The sequence below is a fragment of the Peribacillus glennii genome, from assembly GCF_003429105.1.
GTDB lineage: Bacteria > Bacillota > Bacilli > Bacillales > DSM-1321 > Peribacillus > Peribacillus glennii.
Genome location: NZ_QVTD01000009.1, coordinates 13,981 through 31,341, shown reverse-complemented (window position 1 = coordinate 31,341; position 17,361 = coordinate 13,981). Strand labels below are relative to the sequence as shown.

Below are 17,361 nucleotides of genomic sequence, written 5' to 3'. Positions count from 1 at the left end.
TTGATTGTCCCTTCATGATTTTGTTTTTGGCAATAAAAATGCCAGTCTGTCCCCAAAAGGTACCATATTAAGTTCATTATTTGTAAACATTCCCCGGTGTACGATAACTGCGATAAATAACAATCCTCCCAAGGAAACACTGGCCAATGCCTGGATGGTAGCAAGAATTCTGTTTGAACCGGATTCTCCTGTGATTCCGTAAACCAGTCCGTTAAATATTAAAAGGGCAGCAGCCATTATCATTGCAGCAACCATGAGAATGGAGAGTTTCCTTTTTTCGAATAGTGGACGGCTAACACGTGTTATTAAAACTAAGAAAAACAGGAGTGACATCAGGCAAAATCCAATAACCGTGGCAATGGCTGCTCCCATGATTTGAAAATGCGGAACAAGCACCAGATTTAAAAACCATTTAGCTGTGATTCCCACCAGGACTATCAGTACCGTTTGCAGGGTATATCCCATGCTTTGCAAAATAGAAGCCTGTGCCATAATCAAACATGTGAAGAGGATGGAAACAGACAGAACAGCAAGCGTCGATGATCCTTCAGTGTCTGTAAAAAGCATATAATTAACAGGTTCCATAATGCAAATGAGACCGATGGAAGCTGCAGTCCCAATAGCCAAACTTATCAATAACACCATTTTGATCATATGGTCCACTTCGTTGTTTTTCCTTTTTTTTATGTATCCTGATACCAAAGGGACAAGGGTTAAAGAGATTGAATTGGATACTACTGTCCCGAGCTGGATTAGCGGTTGGCCCCGGTCGAATATGCCTTTCCATTCCTTGGCCCTGAATTCAGTCAAGCCGCTTTTCCTAAGAAGCATGAACAAATTCATGGAATCGACAAGCTGGAACAAAACCAGGATCAAACTTGTGATACAAAACGTCAAACCATGTATGAAGATGGTTTTCGTAACGATGGAAATACTGCCTGCCCGGAAGCCGGATTTCATCATTTGGCTCCAATCTTTCCTGAACCACATAAATGACACAAGCACCAGGACTCCGGTCAGCCCGCCTATAACCGAACCCAAAACTGCTCCTGCTCCACCTTGATATAATGAAAACCCATGCTCAATAAGGATGAAAGCAAAAAGCAAGATAGCAACTACACGCACCAGTTGTTCAAAGATTTGGGATGCGGCTGTCGGGACCATATCATAAAATCCTTGATAATAGCCCCTGATTACGGAGATAACGGGCATCAGCAGGAAGGAGAAAGCCGTAATCCGCACCAGCTGGGCAAGACCGTCATCGCCCATCTGCTCCGCAATTAAGTCCGCACCAAAATAAAGGGCCAAAAAGATCAGCACGCTGATCATGCTTAATACGCACAAAGAAGTAACCATTATTTCTTTTAACGTTAATTTAGAAAAATGCCGTTCTGCCACCATTTTGGAGATTGCCATCGGAAAGCCGATGGAAGATAAAGCCACAGCTATGCCGTAAAAAGGATACACCTGTTGATAAATATAAAACCCGACATCACCCGCAATATTCTGATAAGGTATTCTGTACACCGCGCTTAGGACCTTGACAAAAACAGAAGCTGCAGCCAGTAAAACAGCACCCCTAAACAGCTTTTTTGACGAATTCACAGCCATTTCCAATTCCCTTCTAATCTAACAATGTGGTTGTATTATAACATAACGAAGTGGGGGTCAAGTGGGGGTCAGTCCCCCGTTGCGGCAATGCGTTAATCCAGTGGGGGACTGACCCCGGGTACGGTGATGCGTTAAACCAATAAAGGTATGATCCCACAGAAAAATAAATAATAAAGGGCAGCTAACCGCTGCCCCAAATTTTAGTACGTATGTAAGCGGGGAATCCCAAGAGGCCCGCCTTTTTATGATTCCATTTGTCTAGCCAGAAATCCAGCCGCCGTTTCTACCGCTTTTTGTTCCACTTCACCGACTGTGCCTTCTTTTGAGAAAATGATGACAGCCCCAATCGGATCACCGTTTGCAACGATTGGGCCGATTGTATATGATTGTACTTCTTCTTCATTTCCGTTAACCAGTGCAATATTGCCTTTCTTCGTTTCTAGCGAGGAGTTACGGTCTTCCATAGCTTTTTCTACTAAATCACTGACGCTTTTATTAAGATAATCTTTTTTTGAACCGCCAGCCACTGCGATGAATGTGTCGCGGTCACAGATTAAGATTGGGTTGCCAAGGCTATCGTATAAAGCTTCTGCATATTCTTTTGCAAAGTCGCTCAATTCACTGATCGGAGAATATTTTTTAAGGATCACTTCCCCGTCCCTGTCCACAAAAATCTCTAATGGGTCTCCTTCACGGATGCGAAGGGTCCTGCGGATCTCTTTTGGAATAACAACTCTTCCTAAATCATCAATTCGGCGAACAATACCAGTTGCTTTCATCTTGTGTTGCCTCACTTTCATCTAATTGATTTTTTGGTGATGATTAAGATTCCACCCTTTTTATAAAACCATTACCATTCTTGAACTTATTATTTTTCTAATGGAAAGTTCTATACATTTTTACCTTAATATTTCTTATCCTATGGAATGGTGCAGGCAAAGGGCATGCCTGGCACCTTAACATAGAGTGAAGTTTTTGATTTAGGCAGTTGGTTGATTCTCGCGTTTTACATCCTGCAACCCCTTGACAAGTTCAAACAAAACTTGAAGCCATTTGTCGGCTGATACTCCCTTGGTATGCAAAACCAGCTTTATCCTGTTCCCTTCCATGCCAAGGCCAACCATCCGCCCATATTTTGAACCTAATGTAAATACCTTCTGGCCGTCGGCATTGCTGCTAGCTTTTTCCGAGATGAGAATGGAAATATCCTGTTTCACCTGCTTAATGGTCTCGATTCCTGCCTTTAAAGCAAAAATCTTTGCCTCGGCGATTAAAAACAAATAAGCAACCTGGTCTGGATATTCTCCAAAACGATCGAGCATTTCTTCCTGGAGCTCTTCCAATTCCTCAAGAGATGAAATACCCCTGAACCTTTTGTACATCTCAATCTTTTGGTGTCCGTCAGAAATATATGAATCAGGAATGTAGGCATCTACATCGAGATCAATTTCAAGTCGGGGATTTTCGTCCATTGGTTTATCGGTCTTCCGTGCTTCGACTGCTTCCTTTAGCATTTGCGAGTATAAATCAAAGCCAACAGAATCGATAAACCCGTGCTGTTCTGCTCCGAGTAAATTTCCTGCCCCCCTGATGGATAAATCCCGCATCGCAATTTTGAAACCTGAGCCCAATTCGGTAAATTCCTTAATTGCCTGCAGCCTTTTTTCAGCGACTTCGGTCAGGACTTTATCTTTCCGGTATGTGAAATAAGCATAGGCAACCCGATTGGAGCGCCCTACCCGCCCACGGAGCTGATAAAGCTGCGAAAGTCCCATCCTATCGGCATCATGCACGATCAGCGTATTGACATTTGGAATATCCACGCCGGTTTCAATGATGGTGGTACTGACCAGTACATCGTATTCCCCATCTAAAAAACCAAACATGACAGATTCCAATTCCTGCTCGGTCATTTTTCCGTGGGCATAGGTGACACGGGCATCCGGGACCAACATGGAAATTTCTTCTGCTTTTCTTGCTATATCTTCTACCCGGTTATAAAGGAAATAAACCTGGCCATCCCGGGCCAATTCTCTTTCAATCGCTTCCCTTACCAGGCCGCCGGCATATTCCATGACATAAGTTTGCACGGGAAAGCGGTTTTCAGGGGGAGTTTCAATGACTGACAAGTCCCTCACGCCAAGCATGGACATATGAAGGGTTCTGGGAATGGGGGTTGCCGTCAATGTTAATACATCCACATTCGTTTTCAGACGTTTGATTTTCTCCTTGTGCGTGACGCCAAAACGTTGTTCCTCGTCGATGATCAACAGCCCGAGATCATGGTACGTGATATCTTTTGACAGAAGCCTGTGTGTCCCCACCACAATATCCACTGAACCTGCTTTTAAGCCTTTGGTTGTTTCTGTTTGTTGTTTTTTCGTACGGAACCTGCTTAAGAGTCCAATGTTAATCGGGAAATCTTGAAACCTTTCTCTCAAAGTTTCAAAATGCTGCTGTGCCAAAATGGTTGTCGGAACAAGAAAGGCTACCTGTTTGCCATCCATGATTGCCTTGAATGCCGCCCTGATTGCCACTTCGGTCTTCCCATACCCGACATCGCCGCATAAAAGACGATCCATTGGCCGCTCCCGCTCCATATCTTTTTTAATTTCATTAATGGAACGGATTTGATCCTCCGTTTCATTATAAACAAAAGCAGTTTCAAATTCCCGCTGCATGTCTCCATCCGGTGAAAATGCATAGCCTTTTGCCGCTTCACGTTCTGCATAAAGTTTAATCAAGTCATCGGCGATATTTTCAACAGACGACTGTACCTTGCTTTTTACGCGCTTCCATTCGCTGCCGCCCAATTTATACAGCTTCGGTTCTTTCCCTTCAGACCCGACATACTTTTGGACAAGTTCAATTTGGTCTACAGGGACATAAAGCTTATCATCACCTTGATAGCGGATATGAAGATAATCTTTATGGATTCCGTTTATGCTGAGGGTTTCAATTCCGAGATATTTACCGATTCCGTGATTGACGTGGACGACATAGTCCCCTACCTTAAGCTCGGAATAACTTTTTATCCTCTCCGCATTGGAAAGCTTTTGCCTGCGGATGGACTTCTTGGTTTTTTTATTGAATAATTCCTGTTCCGTGATAACGGCAATCTTCTGCATAGGCAGTTCAAAACCGCTGATTAAATTCCCTTTGAGAATCTGGATTTTTCCAGGGAGAATGCTGCTTCCCTCTGAAAGCTCCGCTGCTTCAATTTCATAATCATCGAGCACCCGGTTCAGTTTTTTCACTCTTTCCTCATCCGGACCTAGGAGCACAACAGCAAATTTCCCTCTCCTCCAACGTTCGATTTCAGATTTAAACACATGCATTTGCCCATGGAAATTCTGCATTTGTTTACATGTGAAGTTCAGAATGTTTTGCGGATTGGTATGCGGAACATGGCGCAAGAACAATGACAGATACACAAACGGCCGCTTGGAACCCATGATTAATTCAGGCATCCTGTGGGACAGCTTGATATCATGTATAATCCGCCCCTCGCTTAACAGATCGGTATACCACTGGGCCTCTTCCTTTTCCAGTGATTCATTGATTTCTTGTATCCTGCTGATTTCATCCAGGATCACCACCCCGCCTGCGGGAAGGTAATCTATTAAACTAGCTGGCTGTTCATATCCAAGGCTGATATATTTGAAAATTTGGTCCGGGATGGACCCGTTCTTCAACAGCTCCAGTTCATGCCCGATTGTTTGGACCATTTGTTCCTTTGCTTTTTCATCCTTGAGTTTCTTTAAACTCTTGCCAAGACCGTTCTCCAGCTTTTCAACGATCCTTTCAATATGAGAAGATTCCAAAAGGGCCTCTGTCATAGGACCGATCAGAACGGACGACCGTTTATCCATGGAACGCTGATCTTCCACCCGAAATGACCTGATCGACTCAATTTCTGTATCAAATAGCTCGATCCGGACCGGGTTGCTTTCGGTTATCGGGTAGATATCAATGATTCCTCCCCTCAAGCTGAATTCACCTGGTGAAGATACCATGTCGCCCCTTTGATAACCCATAGATACAAATGTATTCAATGTTTCGTCCAAATCAAGATCGTCCCCGGCTTTTAGGCTTAACTGGAACTTTTTCCAAACATCTTTAGGAGGCAATAATTTTCGAAGTCCGGGAATTGGCACAATGACGACACCTTTTGCCGAACCGGCCCAAAAGTTCAAGGCCTCAATCCGCTGCGCGCGGAGTTCCGGGCTTGCAACACTCAATTCTGCTGCAATGAGCTCATTGGCAGGGTATAAATATAATTCCCCTTCAGGCAAAAACCCGGATAGGTCTTCGTAAAATTTTTGGGCTTGCAGAAGATTATGTGTAACTACTAAAATTGGCCGGTTGGTCTCTCTATAAACCGATGCAATCATCAGCGATCTTGAAGAACCTGATAATCCCGCCACCAATTGTTCCCTAAGTCCTTCATCTATACCTGAAATTAATGATTTAACATCATCGTTTTGTTGGAACAGGTCCTTCAATCCATTCATATTTGTCCCTCCTCCCCTTTATTAAGGTCCGCTATCTGATAGTAAAAAAATAAAACAAACGGAAAAATGCTTTGGTTTTCCCAAAGCCCCTCCCGCTTATTGGATTATAAAGTCATGCTGGTGAAGATCCGGGTTCCTTAAGAATGATTCCTGGCAATCTTCACATATCGCTTTCACATGTATATCTCCCGCAGAATCATATGAAATCATATCCTGGCGTTCTTCATTAGTTAGCTGATGAAAACCCAACTGCTCCGTATCAAGCTTTTGTTCCCTTATGGTTCCAAGCTTCGTCGAACAGTGCCTGCAATAGTAATGGAGAGCCATTCCAAAACCCCCTATTTCGTTTATTATGCTTAGTATAAACCGAAATGGGAAGGTCTTATGCATAGCCCGCGGTAAAAATTTGCGGTCGGTGGGTTTATTGATTATATTCATTCATAATCTGTAAAAAGGGCGTCCGTGTCCAATCTTCACACGCTTCTGCACATCTATCTATCACTTTGCCCATCTCGCCCCATTCTTCCTGCGAAAAGCGCCCAAGAACGTAATCAACCACCGGTATCCTTCCAACAGGGCGTCCTATTCCGATCCGGATCCGGTTAAATTCCTGGCTGCCGAGATGAGCTATCGTGGACTTAATTCCATTATGCCCTCCGGCACTCCCCTTTTGGCGCAATCGAATCTTCCCGACAGGCAAATCGAGGTCATCATAAAGAATCACGATGTCTGCCAGTTCCACTTTAAAGAAGTCCATTACCGCTGATATGGATTCCCCTGACAGATTCATATATGTCAGAGGCTTAAGCAATAAAACTTTCTCGCCGCTTACCATTCCAGTTCCATAGATCCCTTTATGCTTTGCCTGGTCCAATGGGATTTGCCACAGCGCCGATAATCGATCGATTACTTCAAATCCTATATTATGCCTTGTTTTCTCGTATTGTTTACCTGGATTTCCCAACCCAACAAAAATCTTCATCAACACTCACCGTCTTTACTCAAAAAAATCGTAACTTTCTTTCCATTTTAAAACAAGCGGCTCAAGACCTACAGCAATCTCTTCTATATGAACTATAAAAGACGTAACCTGTATAGGTTACGCCTATTATACCATGATTATTTCATCATTCGCCTCATTCTGATTCCGGGGAGGCAGGTGTTTCGCGTCCCTCTTCATTTTCAGGGACTCCTCCGTCCTGCTGTTCCCCAGTACTGATTTCTTCTTCCTGCTTAGGCGGCAGGACAGATGCAATCACTTCTTCATCTTCATGATTGATGCTAATTTGATAATTGCCTTTGATCTCGCCGACTGTAATGACGGAACCGACCTGCAGTTCTGTTATATCAACATCGATCGCCTCCGGAATCTCCTGAGGCTTGGCGGTCACGGATACCTCATGCAGGGATTGCTGGAGCACACCTCCGTCTTTGACACCTTTTGATTCACCGACAAGATGTACCCGGACTTGGGCATTTAATTCTGCCGACATATCGACAACCAGAAAATCAGCATGGAGAACTTCATTTTTTAATGGGTCTTTTTGATAGTCTGTGAGCATGACATTCTGGGTATTCCCAAAGACGTCCAAAGAAATAATCCCGTTTCTGCCCACTTCTTTTATGGTTTTTTGAAAATCCGCGCTGTTTACGGATATCGCTGTACTGCCATTCTTGTTCCCATATACAACGGCAGGGATTTCCCCGTTTTCCCTAAGCTGGGTCAAATTAGACCGGCGATGGCCTGTACGCTCTTTTGCAGCTAGAACATTGCTCATCTCTTACACCTTCCCTTTACAAAATTTCGGCACGCTATTATTTAAAAATGCCCTAAATTTGGAAAGGTTAAACGTTTTTTTTGGAGGGGGCGCGAAAAAGGCGTGCAGAACAGGAAAAAGGCTTGCTAGACCTAGCAAACCTTTTTATTAGGAAAATGATCATCAGCTCATTTTTGGCTGCACATTTGATCCTTCCCCTGAAACGATGTGAGAAAGCAAGCTTTCCTCACTCCAAAAGAGAGAAAACGAGCTTTTTTCTATGATTTAAAGGGGAGTGATAAAATCTCACCAATTATCCATAAAACTAAAACTTATTGACACTTGCTACCATCAATCAAACAATGTGCTCACTGATTGCTCTTCATGAACGCGGATAATTGCTTCTCCGATGAGTGGTGCCACTGACAATTCAACAATCTTGTCGATTTTCTTTTCTTCGCCAACCGCAATTGTGTTTGTGACAACCAGCTCTTTTATCCTGGAGTTTTGGATCCGCTCAATCGCCGGTCCCGAGAGTACCGGGTGCGTACAGCAAGCATAAACTTCCGCAGCCCCATTCTCGACCAGGGCATTCGCGGCCAAAGTGATCGTCCCGGCAGTGTCGATAATGTCATCAATCAGGATTGCCGTTTTGCCTTCAATATTACCGACAATATTCATCACTTCGGCGACATTAGGGCGCGGGCGGCGTTTATCAATGATCGCAATCGGTGCCTTCAGACGGTCCGCCATCTTGCGGGCACGGGTAACACCGCCATGGTCTGGGGAAACAATGATAATATCTTTCAAGTTTTTCATTTTAAAGTAATCTGCAAGAATTGGTACACCCATCAAGTGATCAATCAGGATATCAAAAAATCCTTGAATTTGCGGAGCATGGAGATCCAAAGTAATAACGCGTGTTGCGCCGGCTGTTTCCAATAAATTTGCCACAAGCTTCGCAGTGATCGGTTCACGAGCACGTGCTTTGCGATCCTGGCGTGCATACCCATAATACGGCATAACAATATTAATCGTTTTGGCAGAAGCACGCTTAAGGGCATCGATCATGATCAAGAGTTCCATGATATGCTCGTTTACAGGTGCACTTGTGGATTGAATGATAAACACATCGCAGCCGCGGATACTTTCTTCAATATTAATCTGGATTTCGCCGTCGCTAAAACGGGTAACAGAACACTTTCCTAGTTCAACACCAATTGATTTAGCAATTTCTTCGGCTAAATTACGGTTGGAATTTAGTGAAAAGACTTTCAAATTTGGATCTAAATATTGATTGGACATTACGGACCTCCACCTGATCTTATTTATTGATATTTAAATTCTGGACGTAATTTTCCTTATTTATCTGACGGGCGCGTGCAATCGAAAGTGCATCGCCGGGAACATCTTCGGTAATCGTGGATCCTGCAGCCACATAAGCGTTTTTGCCGATGGTTACCGGAGCAACTAAGTTGGAATTGCAGCCGACGAATACACCATCTTCAATTTTTGTCAAATATTTGTTCTTTCCGTCATAATTCACTGTTATCGATCCACAGCCAATATTCACATCTTCCCCAACTTCGGCATCCCCAATGTAACTTAAGTGGGAGGCTTTGCTTCCTTTGCCGAAAACGGCTTTCTTGATCTCAACGAAGTTTCCGATCTTCCCTTCATCATGAATGTCCGATTTAGGACGGATATGAGCAAACGGGCCAATACTTACTTTAGAGCCGATTTTGCTGTCATGGGCAACAGATTGTCGTATCACCGTATTGTTGCCAATCTCGCATTCTTTGATTTCAGTATTAGGGCCAATGATGCAATCTTCACCGATCCTGCTGTTACCCTTAATCATCGTCCCCGGATAAATAACCGTATCCTGACCAATGGTTACATCTGTTTCTATATACGTATTGTCCGGATCAATGATGGACACTCCGTTTCTCATATGGTACTCATTTAAACGCTTCTTCAAAATTCTTTCTGCCTGGGCAAGGGCTACCCTGTCATTGACACCCAGTGTTTCTTCAAAGTCATCCGTTTGGTAAGCTGAAACGATTTCTCCCTGGCTTTTCAAGATTTCTATAACATCAGGGAGGTAGTACTCTCCCTGTACGTTTTCATTCGAAACATGTTTTAAAGCTTGAAATAGCGCTTTATTGTCGAAGCAATAAGTGCCGGTATTGATTTCATTGATTTGCCGTTCTTCATCCGTAGCATCTTTATGCTCTACAATCTTCTCCACAAAACCATCTTTGTTTCGGACCACTCTTCCATAACCGGTTGGATTTTCGGCTGTAGCAGTCAAGACGGTTGCTTTCGCATTCATATCGTCATGTTTCTTGATTAACGCAGCCATGGTTTCAGCCCTTATGAGAGGGGTGTCACCGCAAATAACCAAGGTTGTTCCTTCTTTTCCGGCTAATGCGCTTTCTGCCTGCATGACAGCGTGTGCCGTACCTAATTGCTGCTCCTGCAGAGCATATTGGCAGGCATCCCCAAGCTGGTGCTTAACAAGCTCCGCACCATGCCCGATGATCGTAACAATTTGTTCTATCGAAAGTTCACTCACCTGGTCAATAACATGCTGCACCATAGGCTTACCGCAAACAGGGTGTAGAACCTTATAGAGCTTGGATTTCATTCTGGTACCTTGTCCTGCGGCCAAAATTATTGCGTAGCGATTACTCATCACAGGCCTCCATTTTCACCTTTTTATCCATTAAAGATATTATAGCAAAACTGGCCGATTTTCAAGGGAACGGAAGAAAGTACAAATATTTCTCAGGGCATGCACAAAGGATTCCTTACGATTGTAGATAAAAAAGAGGTGGAAAAAGTTTAGTTGGAGGGTAAAAAGGGGAAAGAATCATACCAATAAAAAGAAGAATCAGTATCAATAAAAAGAGCCTTACTCAGGAAGTAGGCTCTTGATGCCAAATCTTGTAATGATTAGGAAGCTCCAGCTTCTTCTAGTTCTACTACTTCTAATTCTCCTAAACGATGGTATTCAGCCAATACGGCTTCCTGGATTTTCCCGCGTGTAGAAGAATTGATAGGATGAGCAATATCACGGAATTCTCCATCCGGAGTACGTTTGCTCGGCATAGCGACGAATAAACCGTTATTGCCATCAATTACACGAATATCGTGAACAACAAATTCATTATCCAATGTAATGGAGGCAATCGCTCTCATGCGGCCATCCGTAGTTACGCGGCGTAATCTTACGTCAGTCACTTCCATTTCATTCACCACCTTTCCTAGCGTAATAAAACCTTAAACTACATATTCAACAATCACCTTGTGTATTCCTTCTAACAAATGTAAAAAATTTTAAAAAATTGGGACGAATTTTTCTAATTTGATTTTTCTATGAACAACACATTGTTTTAGGCATCGGAACCGTTAGCTAAAAAAAAGCACTCGTGATTATTTCACAAGCGCTACAACTTCAATTTCAACCAACGCATCTTTTGGAAGACGTGCAACCTCTACCGTGGATCTGGCGGGTTTATGTTCTGAAAAATATTGTCCATAGACTTCATTTATTGCGGAAAAGTCGTCCATATTTTTTATAAAAACAGTTGTTTTCACTACAGTTTCCAAGGATGCGCCAGCTTCTTCCAGGACTGCCTTCAGGTTTTTAAACACTTGATGTGTCTGAGCTTCAACATTTCCGTCAACCAGGGCACCTTCAGCTGTTAACGGGATTTGGCCGGAACTATAAAACAAATTGTTTACGATGATTCCTTGGGAATACGGACCTATCGCTGCCGGAGCGTTGTTTGTATGTACAACTTTCATAAATATTAGCCCTCCTTATTATTTTACCGCGGTCACTTCAAGCTTGTTTTAAAAAAATAGTTTCCACGGCTTACATTAATTTTTTTGTCCTTCTCATCAACACCTGATAGGGTGATCAAGGAAAGATAATTGTCTACCAAACGTTCTTCTGACCTTTCTGATTCTACCAGGACGGAAATACCGGCAACGGAGGCATTAAATTCCTCCAACAGGCTTACCATTCCGTTTATCGTTCCGCCAGCTTTCATAAAGTCATCCACAATAAGTACATTCGAACCTTCTGCAAGGCTCCGTTTGGATAACACCATGGTCTGAATCCGCTTTGAAGATCCCGATACATAGTTAATGGAGACAGTCGACCCTTCCGTCACCTTATTGTCGCGCCGGACAATCACGACAGGGACATTTAAATAGTTCGCAACCGCATAGGCAAGCGGAATCCCTTTGGTGGCCATTGTCATGATTACATCAACTTTTTTTTCTGAAAAAGCTGCCGCAATGATCCTGCCCACTTTATTAACAATCTGCGGTTGGCCGAGTATATCCGTCATATAGAGATATCCTCCAGGTAGAAGCCTTTCTGGGCTCGCAATGATCCCGCACATTTCATCAATAAAGCTGAAGGCTTCTTCCCGCGGGATGCCGACCACATACCTGACACCCCCAGCTGCACCCGGTACCGTATGAAGCGATCCGATTCCACGGGTCTCAAATGTTTCTTTTATAATGGATAAGTCTTCACTTATGGAAGATTTGGCCGAGCTGTATCTTTCAGAAAAAAAGGTGAGTGACACGAGTTGGCCCGGATGTTCCAATAAAAAGTTTGTCATATCTACTAGCCTCTCGCTGCGGCGAAACTTCATGGTGCACCTCCTGCCATCAATTTCCGAATATTTAAAGATAATATATCATTAATGTACGTATTATTCAAGGATATTTCGGTCCCCAAGCATTCTAACCGCATACACCTGGTGGCAAAAACCCCTAAGCCCGTTATAAATCCGCTGCATTCTAGAATCGTGCTCTACCAATCCAAATACGGTGGGGCCGCTACCGCTCATCAATACGGCATCGGCGCCAAACGTCTTCATTTGTTCTTTGATATTGGCAACTTCCGGATATAAGGGCAAGGTGACCTGCTCCAGAATATTCCCCAAATTACTGCATAACCGGCTGTAATCATGGCCTTCAATCGCGGACAGCATCTCTTTCACATCCGGATGGCCGGCATTCTGAAGTTTAAGCCGTTTATAAACATCTGCAGTCGAGACACCTATTGTCGGCTTGGCAAGAATAACCCAGCACTTGGGCGGTGTGGACAGGTGTGTTATTTTTTCGCCCCTCCCTTTCGCTAATGCTGTACCGCCGTATACACAAAATGATACATCCGATCCGATTTCCGCACCGAGCACCGCAAGCTCGTCCAGCGATAAACCAAGATCCCAAAGCCGGTTGAGGCCCCTTAACGTCGCCGCTGCGTCACTGCTTCCTCCGGCAAGACCCGCCGCAACCGGGATATTTTTTTCGATGGCGATGGATACACCTTTATTTATGTTATAACGGTCTTTTAATAAAGACGCGGCTTGGTAAGCCAGGTTTCGGCTATCATCCGGAACAAAGCGGTTATGGGATATTATGCGGATCTCTCCGTCTCTGATTTCCGTCAATTCTATTCTGTCTGCCAGATCCACGGTGGTCATGACCATTTCCACTTCATGATACCCGTCAGGCCGCTTAAAGAGCACATCAAGGGCTAAATTGATTTTAGCCGGTGCTTTCTCCATAAGCTTCAATATTTCCACCTACTTTAACGTTCTACAAAGTTCTTGTCCTATTTTATCATACATGAATCCATTCTAAATGTTTTGTATGGTTATTTTCAATGTAAGCAAGCTCAATTTTCAGGAATGGGCTAATTCCCTGAAAGAAAAAGCGGCCGGAATCCCTCTTATGATCCCCATGTCAAGGAGACCAGAAGGAACCCAGCCTGATTTAATCCTTTGTGTCCAGCATAAGCAGTAGTTCTATTTGAAAGAAAGTTCGCAGAAACACGGCCGTCACCCTTTGCCCATCATCTGGCCTTGAGCCTTTTCAATCGCAAGCTTCACCAAATTTCCGGCATCCCGTGCCCGTATGCCGCCCCAGCCTTCTTTTTGGACTACATCGTAAAAGCCAAGTTCTTTTGCCAGTTCTTCTTTAAATCGTTCTGACATAACGCCCCTTCTTCTGCCCAAATGCGAACAACTCCTTTTCGGGATGCTGTGACAAGAATAGGTTTTGCCAGTTTAGGCTTTTCATGAGAAGATTTTTTCGGATGTATACAATCCCGCCGTTTTCAGGCAGTGCAGTCGTCGCTTTCCTTTTTTGTCCAATTTAAAAGGCAGCAAACAAAGTTTGCTGCCCACAAAGACTTACATCTCCTGCTGTTTATTCAAGAATGTTAATTGTACGGTTTCCGTTAATACATCAGCATAGCTGTATGAGACTCTCTCAAATGCATTCTCATCCTGGTCGAGCTCAATCACAAATACAGACGGATAAGTTTCTGCTAACGTCCCAAAACGTTCAACCGTTTTTCTTCTTCCGCCGTTCGCTTTTAAAAGCAACCGATTTCCTAAATTGGAATCAAGCGCTTTTTTAATATCAGCTAAAGTTTTTGGCATTTCGGTCCACCTCACTGAGTGTAGTATATCACAAACTTCAAACTAAAGTCAAACAAAATACTAAATTATATCAACTCTTAAATTTGTTTGTCAATGGTTTTTTAACGCAAATTATGCCGAACATGTAATATTTATTGGGAAATGACTCAATGCCATTTTTCAATCAAGATGCGGATTTCCAAATGGGAACCTGCTCTTTAGAGCCGCACCACTCACCTGAAGGTAACCTTAGTATGGTCGGTTCATGAAAAAATATGTATTTTCCTGTCATATCTTGCATTAATTCTATAAAAAACAGAGGCTGCATTGATGTACGTGCAGCCTTTACTCGTCATTCGGCATATTATAAGGCAAGCCGGTACGGAGAACCCCTTTTGTGTCAACACCGCCCAATCCTTTTTCTCCGGTCAATGTATTTCTCAGGACGTCCCAGACATGTATATACTCCCGGAACGGTGTAAAGCTGATTTTCGCGACAATATAGACAGGATCCAATGCATGAATGTTAACCCTTTGAGGGGAGCTGGCAAAATTCGCCCCTGCCTGGATAAGTGATTCAAAGTGTGACTGGCAGGCCCCGGCAAAAATAATCAATTGGTCGAGGTTCGGGATTTTTTTCCTTGCCTCCACGACTGTTTGGCCAAACTCCCTGGAATGCCTGTATGCATCCAGATCCGTTTTTTTCCCTTTTGATTTCGTATATGCGTCATGTCCTGTGATTACTAAAATATCAGGCCGGTAAAGGTCCAGAAGTGAACTTATCCGGTCAGGCATTTCTTTCTCATTGCAATAAATGCCTTTTACGGGAATCCCGATTTTTGCATAAAGGTCAAGGCATTTCCTTAAGTAAGAAGGATCCCCGTCCACATGCAGCACCCTGCCCGGAATTTGAAAATACTCTCCGCTGTATCTGTAACCATTGCTTGATAAATATTCACTTTTTTGCCGTAATAATTCCTTCTCCTGGGAAAACAGAAGATACGATTGTTTTTGAAGAGCTTCATCCGTCCTTTGGCGGTGGCTTCTTTCTTCCTCATTGATAAGGACCAGATCTTCGAATGGGGCATCTGCGATCAAGCGGAAATCCTCTCCATACAATACTGCTTCTCGTTCCCCCCGGTTGATACCGACATCGATAATCCGGAATAAAACATCACAACCGTAAGATTTTCGTGCAACAACATCGTTCACTTGTAAACTCATGGAGTCACCCTCTATACAAGATGCATTCATTTCGCCTGCTCCAGAAAATAATGATTCCTGATAGGCTATGCAGCCATCATTGAATTGGTGAGTGCCCCAAGAGAACCACGTATACATGTTCCTATTTCCTGTATTTAAGAAAAGTGCAAGCGCCCTGTATTAAAGGACATCGACTAACACCTGCCACGTCCTGTCCGCAAACATCACTTGACCACATCCTCGAAAAGCTATGCTCTCCTTCGTGCAATGAACCGGCCAAAGCAGCTCCCCTGCTGGAAGTCTGTCGCACGCCTATCTTTACAGCTTAAATTATGATCGCCTATCATCTTGAAAATGGTCATAAAGGGCATCGCTTAGCCTGCCAAACTCTTCGATCGACAGTGTTTCCCCTCTTCTGACCGGGTCAATCGCCGTTCGTTCCAGTGCCTGCAGGATGAGATCCTTCCTGGCCTTTCCTTCCGGGAGCTGGCTTGTTAAATTATTCAGGATGGTTTTCCTTCGCTGAGCAAAACTGGCCCTTGTTACAGTAAAAAAGAAATCCTCATCCTTGACTTCCACAATCGGCTTTTCCCGGATTGTCAGCCTGATCACTGCAGAATCGACATTAGGCTGAGGGACAAAAACCGTTTTCGGCACAATCATCACCGTTTCCGCTTCGGTGTAATACTGGATGGCGATTGATAATGATCCATAATCCTTCGTACCCGGTCTGGCTGAGATCCGGTCAGCCACTTCCTTCTGAAGCATGACGACGATCCCGCGGATGGGAAGGTGGTCCGTAAGCAGCTTCATAATGATCGGTGTCGTGACATAATAAGGGAGGTTTGCCACGACCATCAAATCCTCCAAACCGTCAAACTCCTCACTGATGACTTGCTTTACATCCGCTTTTAAAATATCCTGGTGAATGATTTTTACATTATCATAGAGTGAAAGTGTATCGCGCAAAATGGGAAGCAGCCGCTGGTCAATTTCAAACGCTGTTACTTTTTTGCTTCGTTTTGCCAGCTGTTCCGTCAACGCCCCAATTCCCGGTCCAATCTCGATGGTACCGCTATTTTCTGTGAGTTCTGCATGGTCGACAATTCGATTTAAAATGTTCGTATCGATCAGGAAGTTTTGTCCTAAGCTCTTTTTGAAGGAAAAGCCATATTTCTCTAGTATTCCTTTAGTCCTGACGGGAGTTGCAATATCCTTATGCATGTCCTTCCTCCTGTTTAAGCTGTTCTAGCGCTTTAATAAATTCTTCCTTTGAGATTTGGAACATCATCAGCCTTTTATGCAGCTGCTTCCCATTCGTAAAGCCTATCTTCAGAATGATCCCAAGCTTTTCCCTTCTATCCCTTGACCCCGGACCGCCAATCAGGCCGGCATCCATGAGATCCTGCTGGGTAATTACTTCTTTTGCTTCCTCATCCATGGTCTTTGCATCTTTCAGGGCAGCCCGTATCGTTTCCGGTGAGGCGTGCTCAACGCCGATACCCTTTCCTGATTTGGGCAGGGCATCTTGTTTTGCAATAAAAGCATGCTTGCACCCGCTGACTTGTTCAGCAATTTTATTTCTTATTTTTTGGCCTGGAAAATCCGGGTCGGTAAAAATGATGACCCCCCGCATTTTCTGGGCAAGCCTCACTTGATCAATCACTGCTTGATCCACTGCAGACCCATTCGTTTCAATAGTATCCGCATTGACCGCCCTTTTTATCGCAACAGTATCGTCCTTGCCTTCGACGACAATGATCTCTTTTATCTTCTTCATAATTTCCTCCGCTTCATCAGCTTCATCAGGATGTGGTGGCC

General features: G+C 43.8%; 17 protein-coding genes. All 17 read right to left on the bottom strand.

The features are described from left to right. Window positions 1-12: 12 nt before the first annotated feature. The 17 genes from D0466_RS14000 to rnmV all read right to left on the bottom strand — a co-directional run bounded on the left by D0466_RS14000 (window position 13) and on the right by rnmV (window position 17,320). Entirely contained in the window at window positions 13-1,611 is a 1,599-nt protein-coding gene (locus D0466_RS14000; protein WP_117323184.1) for a putative polysaccharide biosynthesis protein, read from the bottom strand. 242 nt (window positions 1,612-1,853) lie between these two features. Then, the gene (spoVT, locus tag D0466_RS13995) at window positions 1,854-2,390 is read right to left on the bottom strand and encodes a stage V sporulation protein T (protein ID WP_117323183.1); all 537 of its coding nucleotides are present in this window, start codon (window positions 2,388-2,390) and stop codon (window positions 1,854-1,856) included. 201 nt (window positions 2,391-2,591) lie between these two features. Further along, a complete protein-coding gene (gene mfd, locus D0466_RS13990; RefSeq protein WP_117323182.1) occupies window positions 2,592-6,125 on the bottom strand; it encodes a transcription-repair coupling factor in 3,534 nt (1,177 codons plus the stop codon). 96 nt (window positions 6,126-6,221) lie between these two features. Then, a complete protein-coding gene (locus D0466_RS13985; protein WP_117323181.1) occupies window positions 6,222-6,452 on the bottom strand; it encodes an anti-sigma-F factor Fin family protein in 231 nt (76 codons plus the stop codon). Between the two features lie 94 nt (window positions 6,453-6,546). Further along, window positions 6,547-7,107, bottom strand: a complete 561-nt coding sequence (gene pth, locus D0466_RS13980; protein ID WP_117323180.1) for an aminoacyl-tRNA hydrolase — start codon at window positions 7,105-7,107, stop codon at window positions 6,547-6,549. Window positions 7,108-7,261: 154 nt separating this feature from the next. Then, window positions 7,262-7,903 carry a 50S ribosomal protein L25/general stress protein Ctc gene (locus D0466_RS13975; RefSeq protein ID WP_117323179.1) on the bottom strand — a complete coding sequence of 214 codons (642 nt, stop codon included), beginning with the start codon at window positions 7,901-7,903 and terminating at the stop codon, window positions 7,262-7,264. A 330-nt stretch (window positions 7,904-8,233) separates the two neighbouring features. Continuing rightward, on the bottom strand, window positions 8,234-9,187 hold the full coding sequence (locus tag D0466_RS13970; protein WP_117323178.1) for a ribose-phosphate diphosphokinase: 954 nt from the start codon (window positions 9,185-9,187) through the stop codon (window positions 8,234-8,236). 19 nt (window positions 9,188-9,206) lie between these two features. Continuing rightward, window positions 9,207-10,580 (bottom strand): bifunctional UDP-N-acetylglucosamine diphosphorylase/glucosamine-1-phosphate N-acetyltransferase GlmU, encoded by a 1,374-nt coding sequence (glmU, locus tag D0466_RS13965; RefSeq protein WP_117323177.1) that lies wholly within the window; start codon window positions 10,578-10,580, stop codon window positions 9,207-9,209. A gap of 260 nt (window positions 10,581-10,840) precedes the next feature. Continuing rightward, window positions 10,841-11,134 (bottom strand): septation regulator SpoVG, encoded by a 294-nt coding sequence (gene spoVG / locus D0466_RS13960; RefSeq protein ID WP_117308348.1) that lies wholly within the window; start codon window positions 11,132-11,134, stop codon window positions 10,841-10,843. A 186-nt stretch (window positions 11,135-11,320) separates the two neighbouring features. Then, a complete protein-coding gene (locus D0466_RS13955; protein WP_117323176.1) occupies window positions 11,321-11,695 on the bottom strand; it encodes a RidA family protein in 375 nt (124 codons plus the stop codon). Between the two features lie 32 nt (window positions 11,696-11,727). Beyond that, a complete protein-coding gene (gene purR, locus D0466_RS13950; protein ID WP_117323175.1) occupies window positions 11,728-12,558 on the bottom strand; it encodes a pur operon repressor in 831 nt (276 codons plus the stop codon). 60 nt (window positions 12,559-12,618) lie between these two features. After that, complete coding sequence (gene ispE / locus D0466_RS13945; RefSeq protein ID WP_117323174.1) at window positions 12,619-13,488, bottom strand: 4-(cytidine 5'-diphospho)-2-C-methyl-D-erythritol kinase; 870 nt, start codon at window positions 13,486-13,488, stop codon at window positions 12,619-12,621. Between the two features lie 264 nt (window positions 13,489-13,752). Beyond that, window positions 13,753-13,929: a protein sspF gene (locus tag D0466_RS13940; protein WP_142919932.1), complete on the bottom strand. Its 177-nt coding sequence runs from the start codon at window positions 13,927-13,929 to the stop codon at window positions 13,753-13,755. 177 nt (window positions 13,930-14,106) lie between these two features. Next, a complete protein-coding gene (gene veg, locus D0466_RS13935) occupies window positions 14,107-14,358 on the bottom strand; it encodes a biofilm formation stimulator Veg (protein WP_101634987.1) in 252 nt (83 codons plus the stop codon). A gap of 324 nt (window positions 14,359-14,682) precedes the next feature. Continuing rightward, window positions 14,683-15,561: a sporulation peptidase YabG gene (yabG, locus tag D0466_RS13930; RefSeq protein WP_117323208.1), complete on the bottom strand. Its 879-nt coding sequence runs from the start codon at window positions 15,559-15,561 to the stop codon at window positions 14,683-14,685. 309 nt (window positions 15,562-15,870) lie between these two features. Next, window positions 15,871-16,764: a 16S rRNA (adenine(1518)-N(6)/adenine(1519)-N(6))-dimethyltransferase RsmA gene (gene rsmA, locus D0466_RS13925; protein ID WP_117323172.1), complete on the bottom strand. Its 894-nt coding sequence runs from the start codon at window positions 16,762-16,764 to the stop codon at window positions 15,871-15,873. Then, complete coding sequence (gene rnmV, locus D0466_RS13920; RefSeq protein ID WP_117323207.1) at window positions 16,757-17,320, bottom strand: ribonuclease M5; 564 nt, start codon at window positions 17,318-17,320, stop codon at window positions 16,757-16,759. The genes rsmA and rnmV overlap by 8 nt, the downstream gene beginning before the upstream one ends. Window positions 17,321-17,361: the final 41 nt, after the last annotated feature.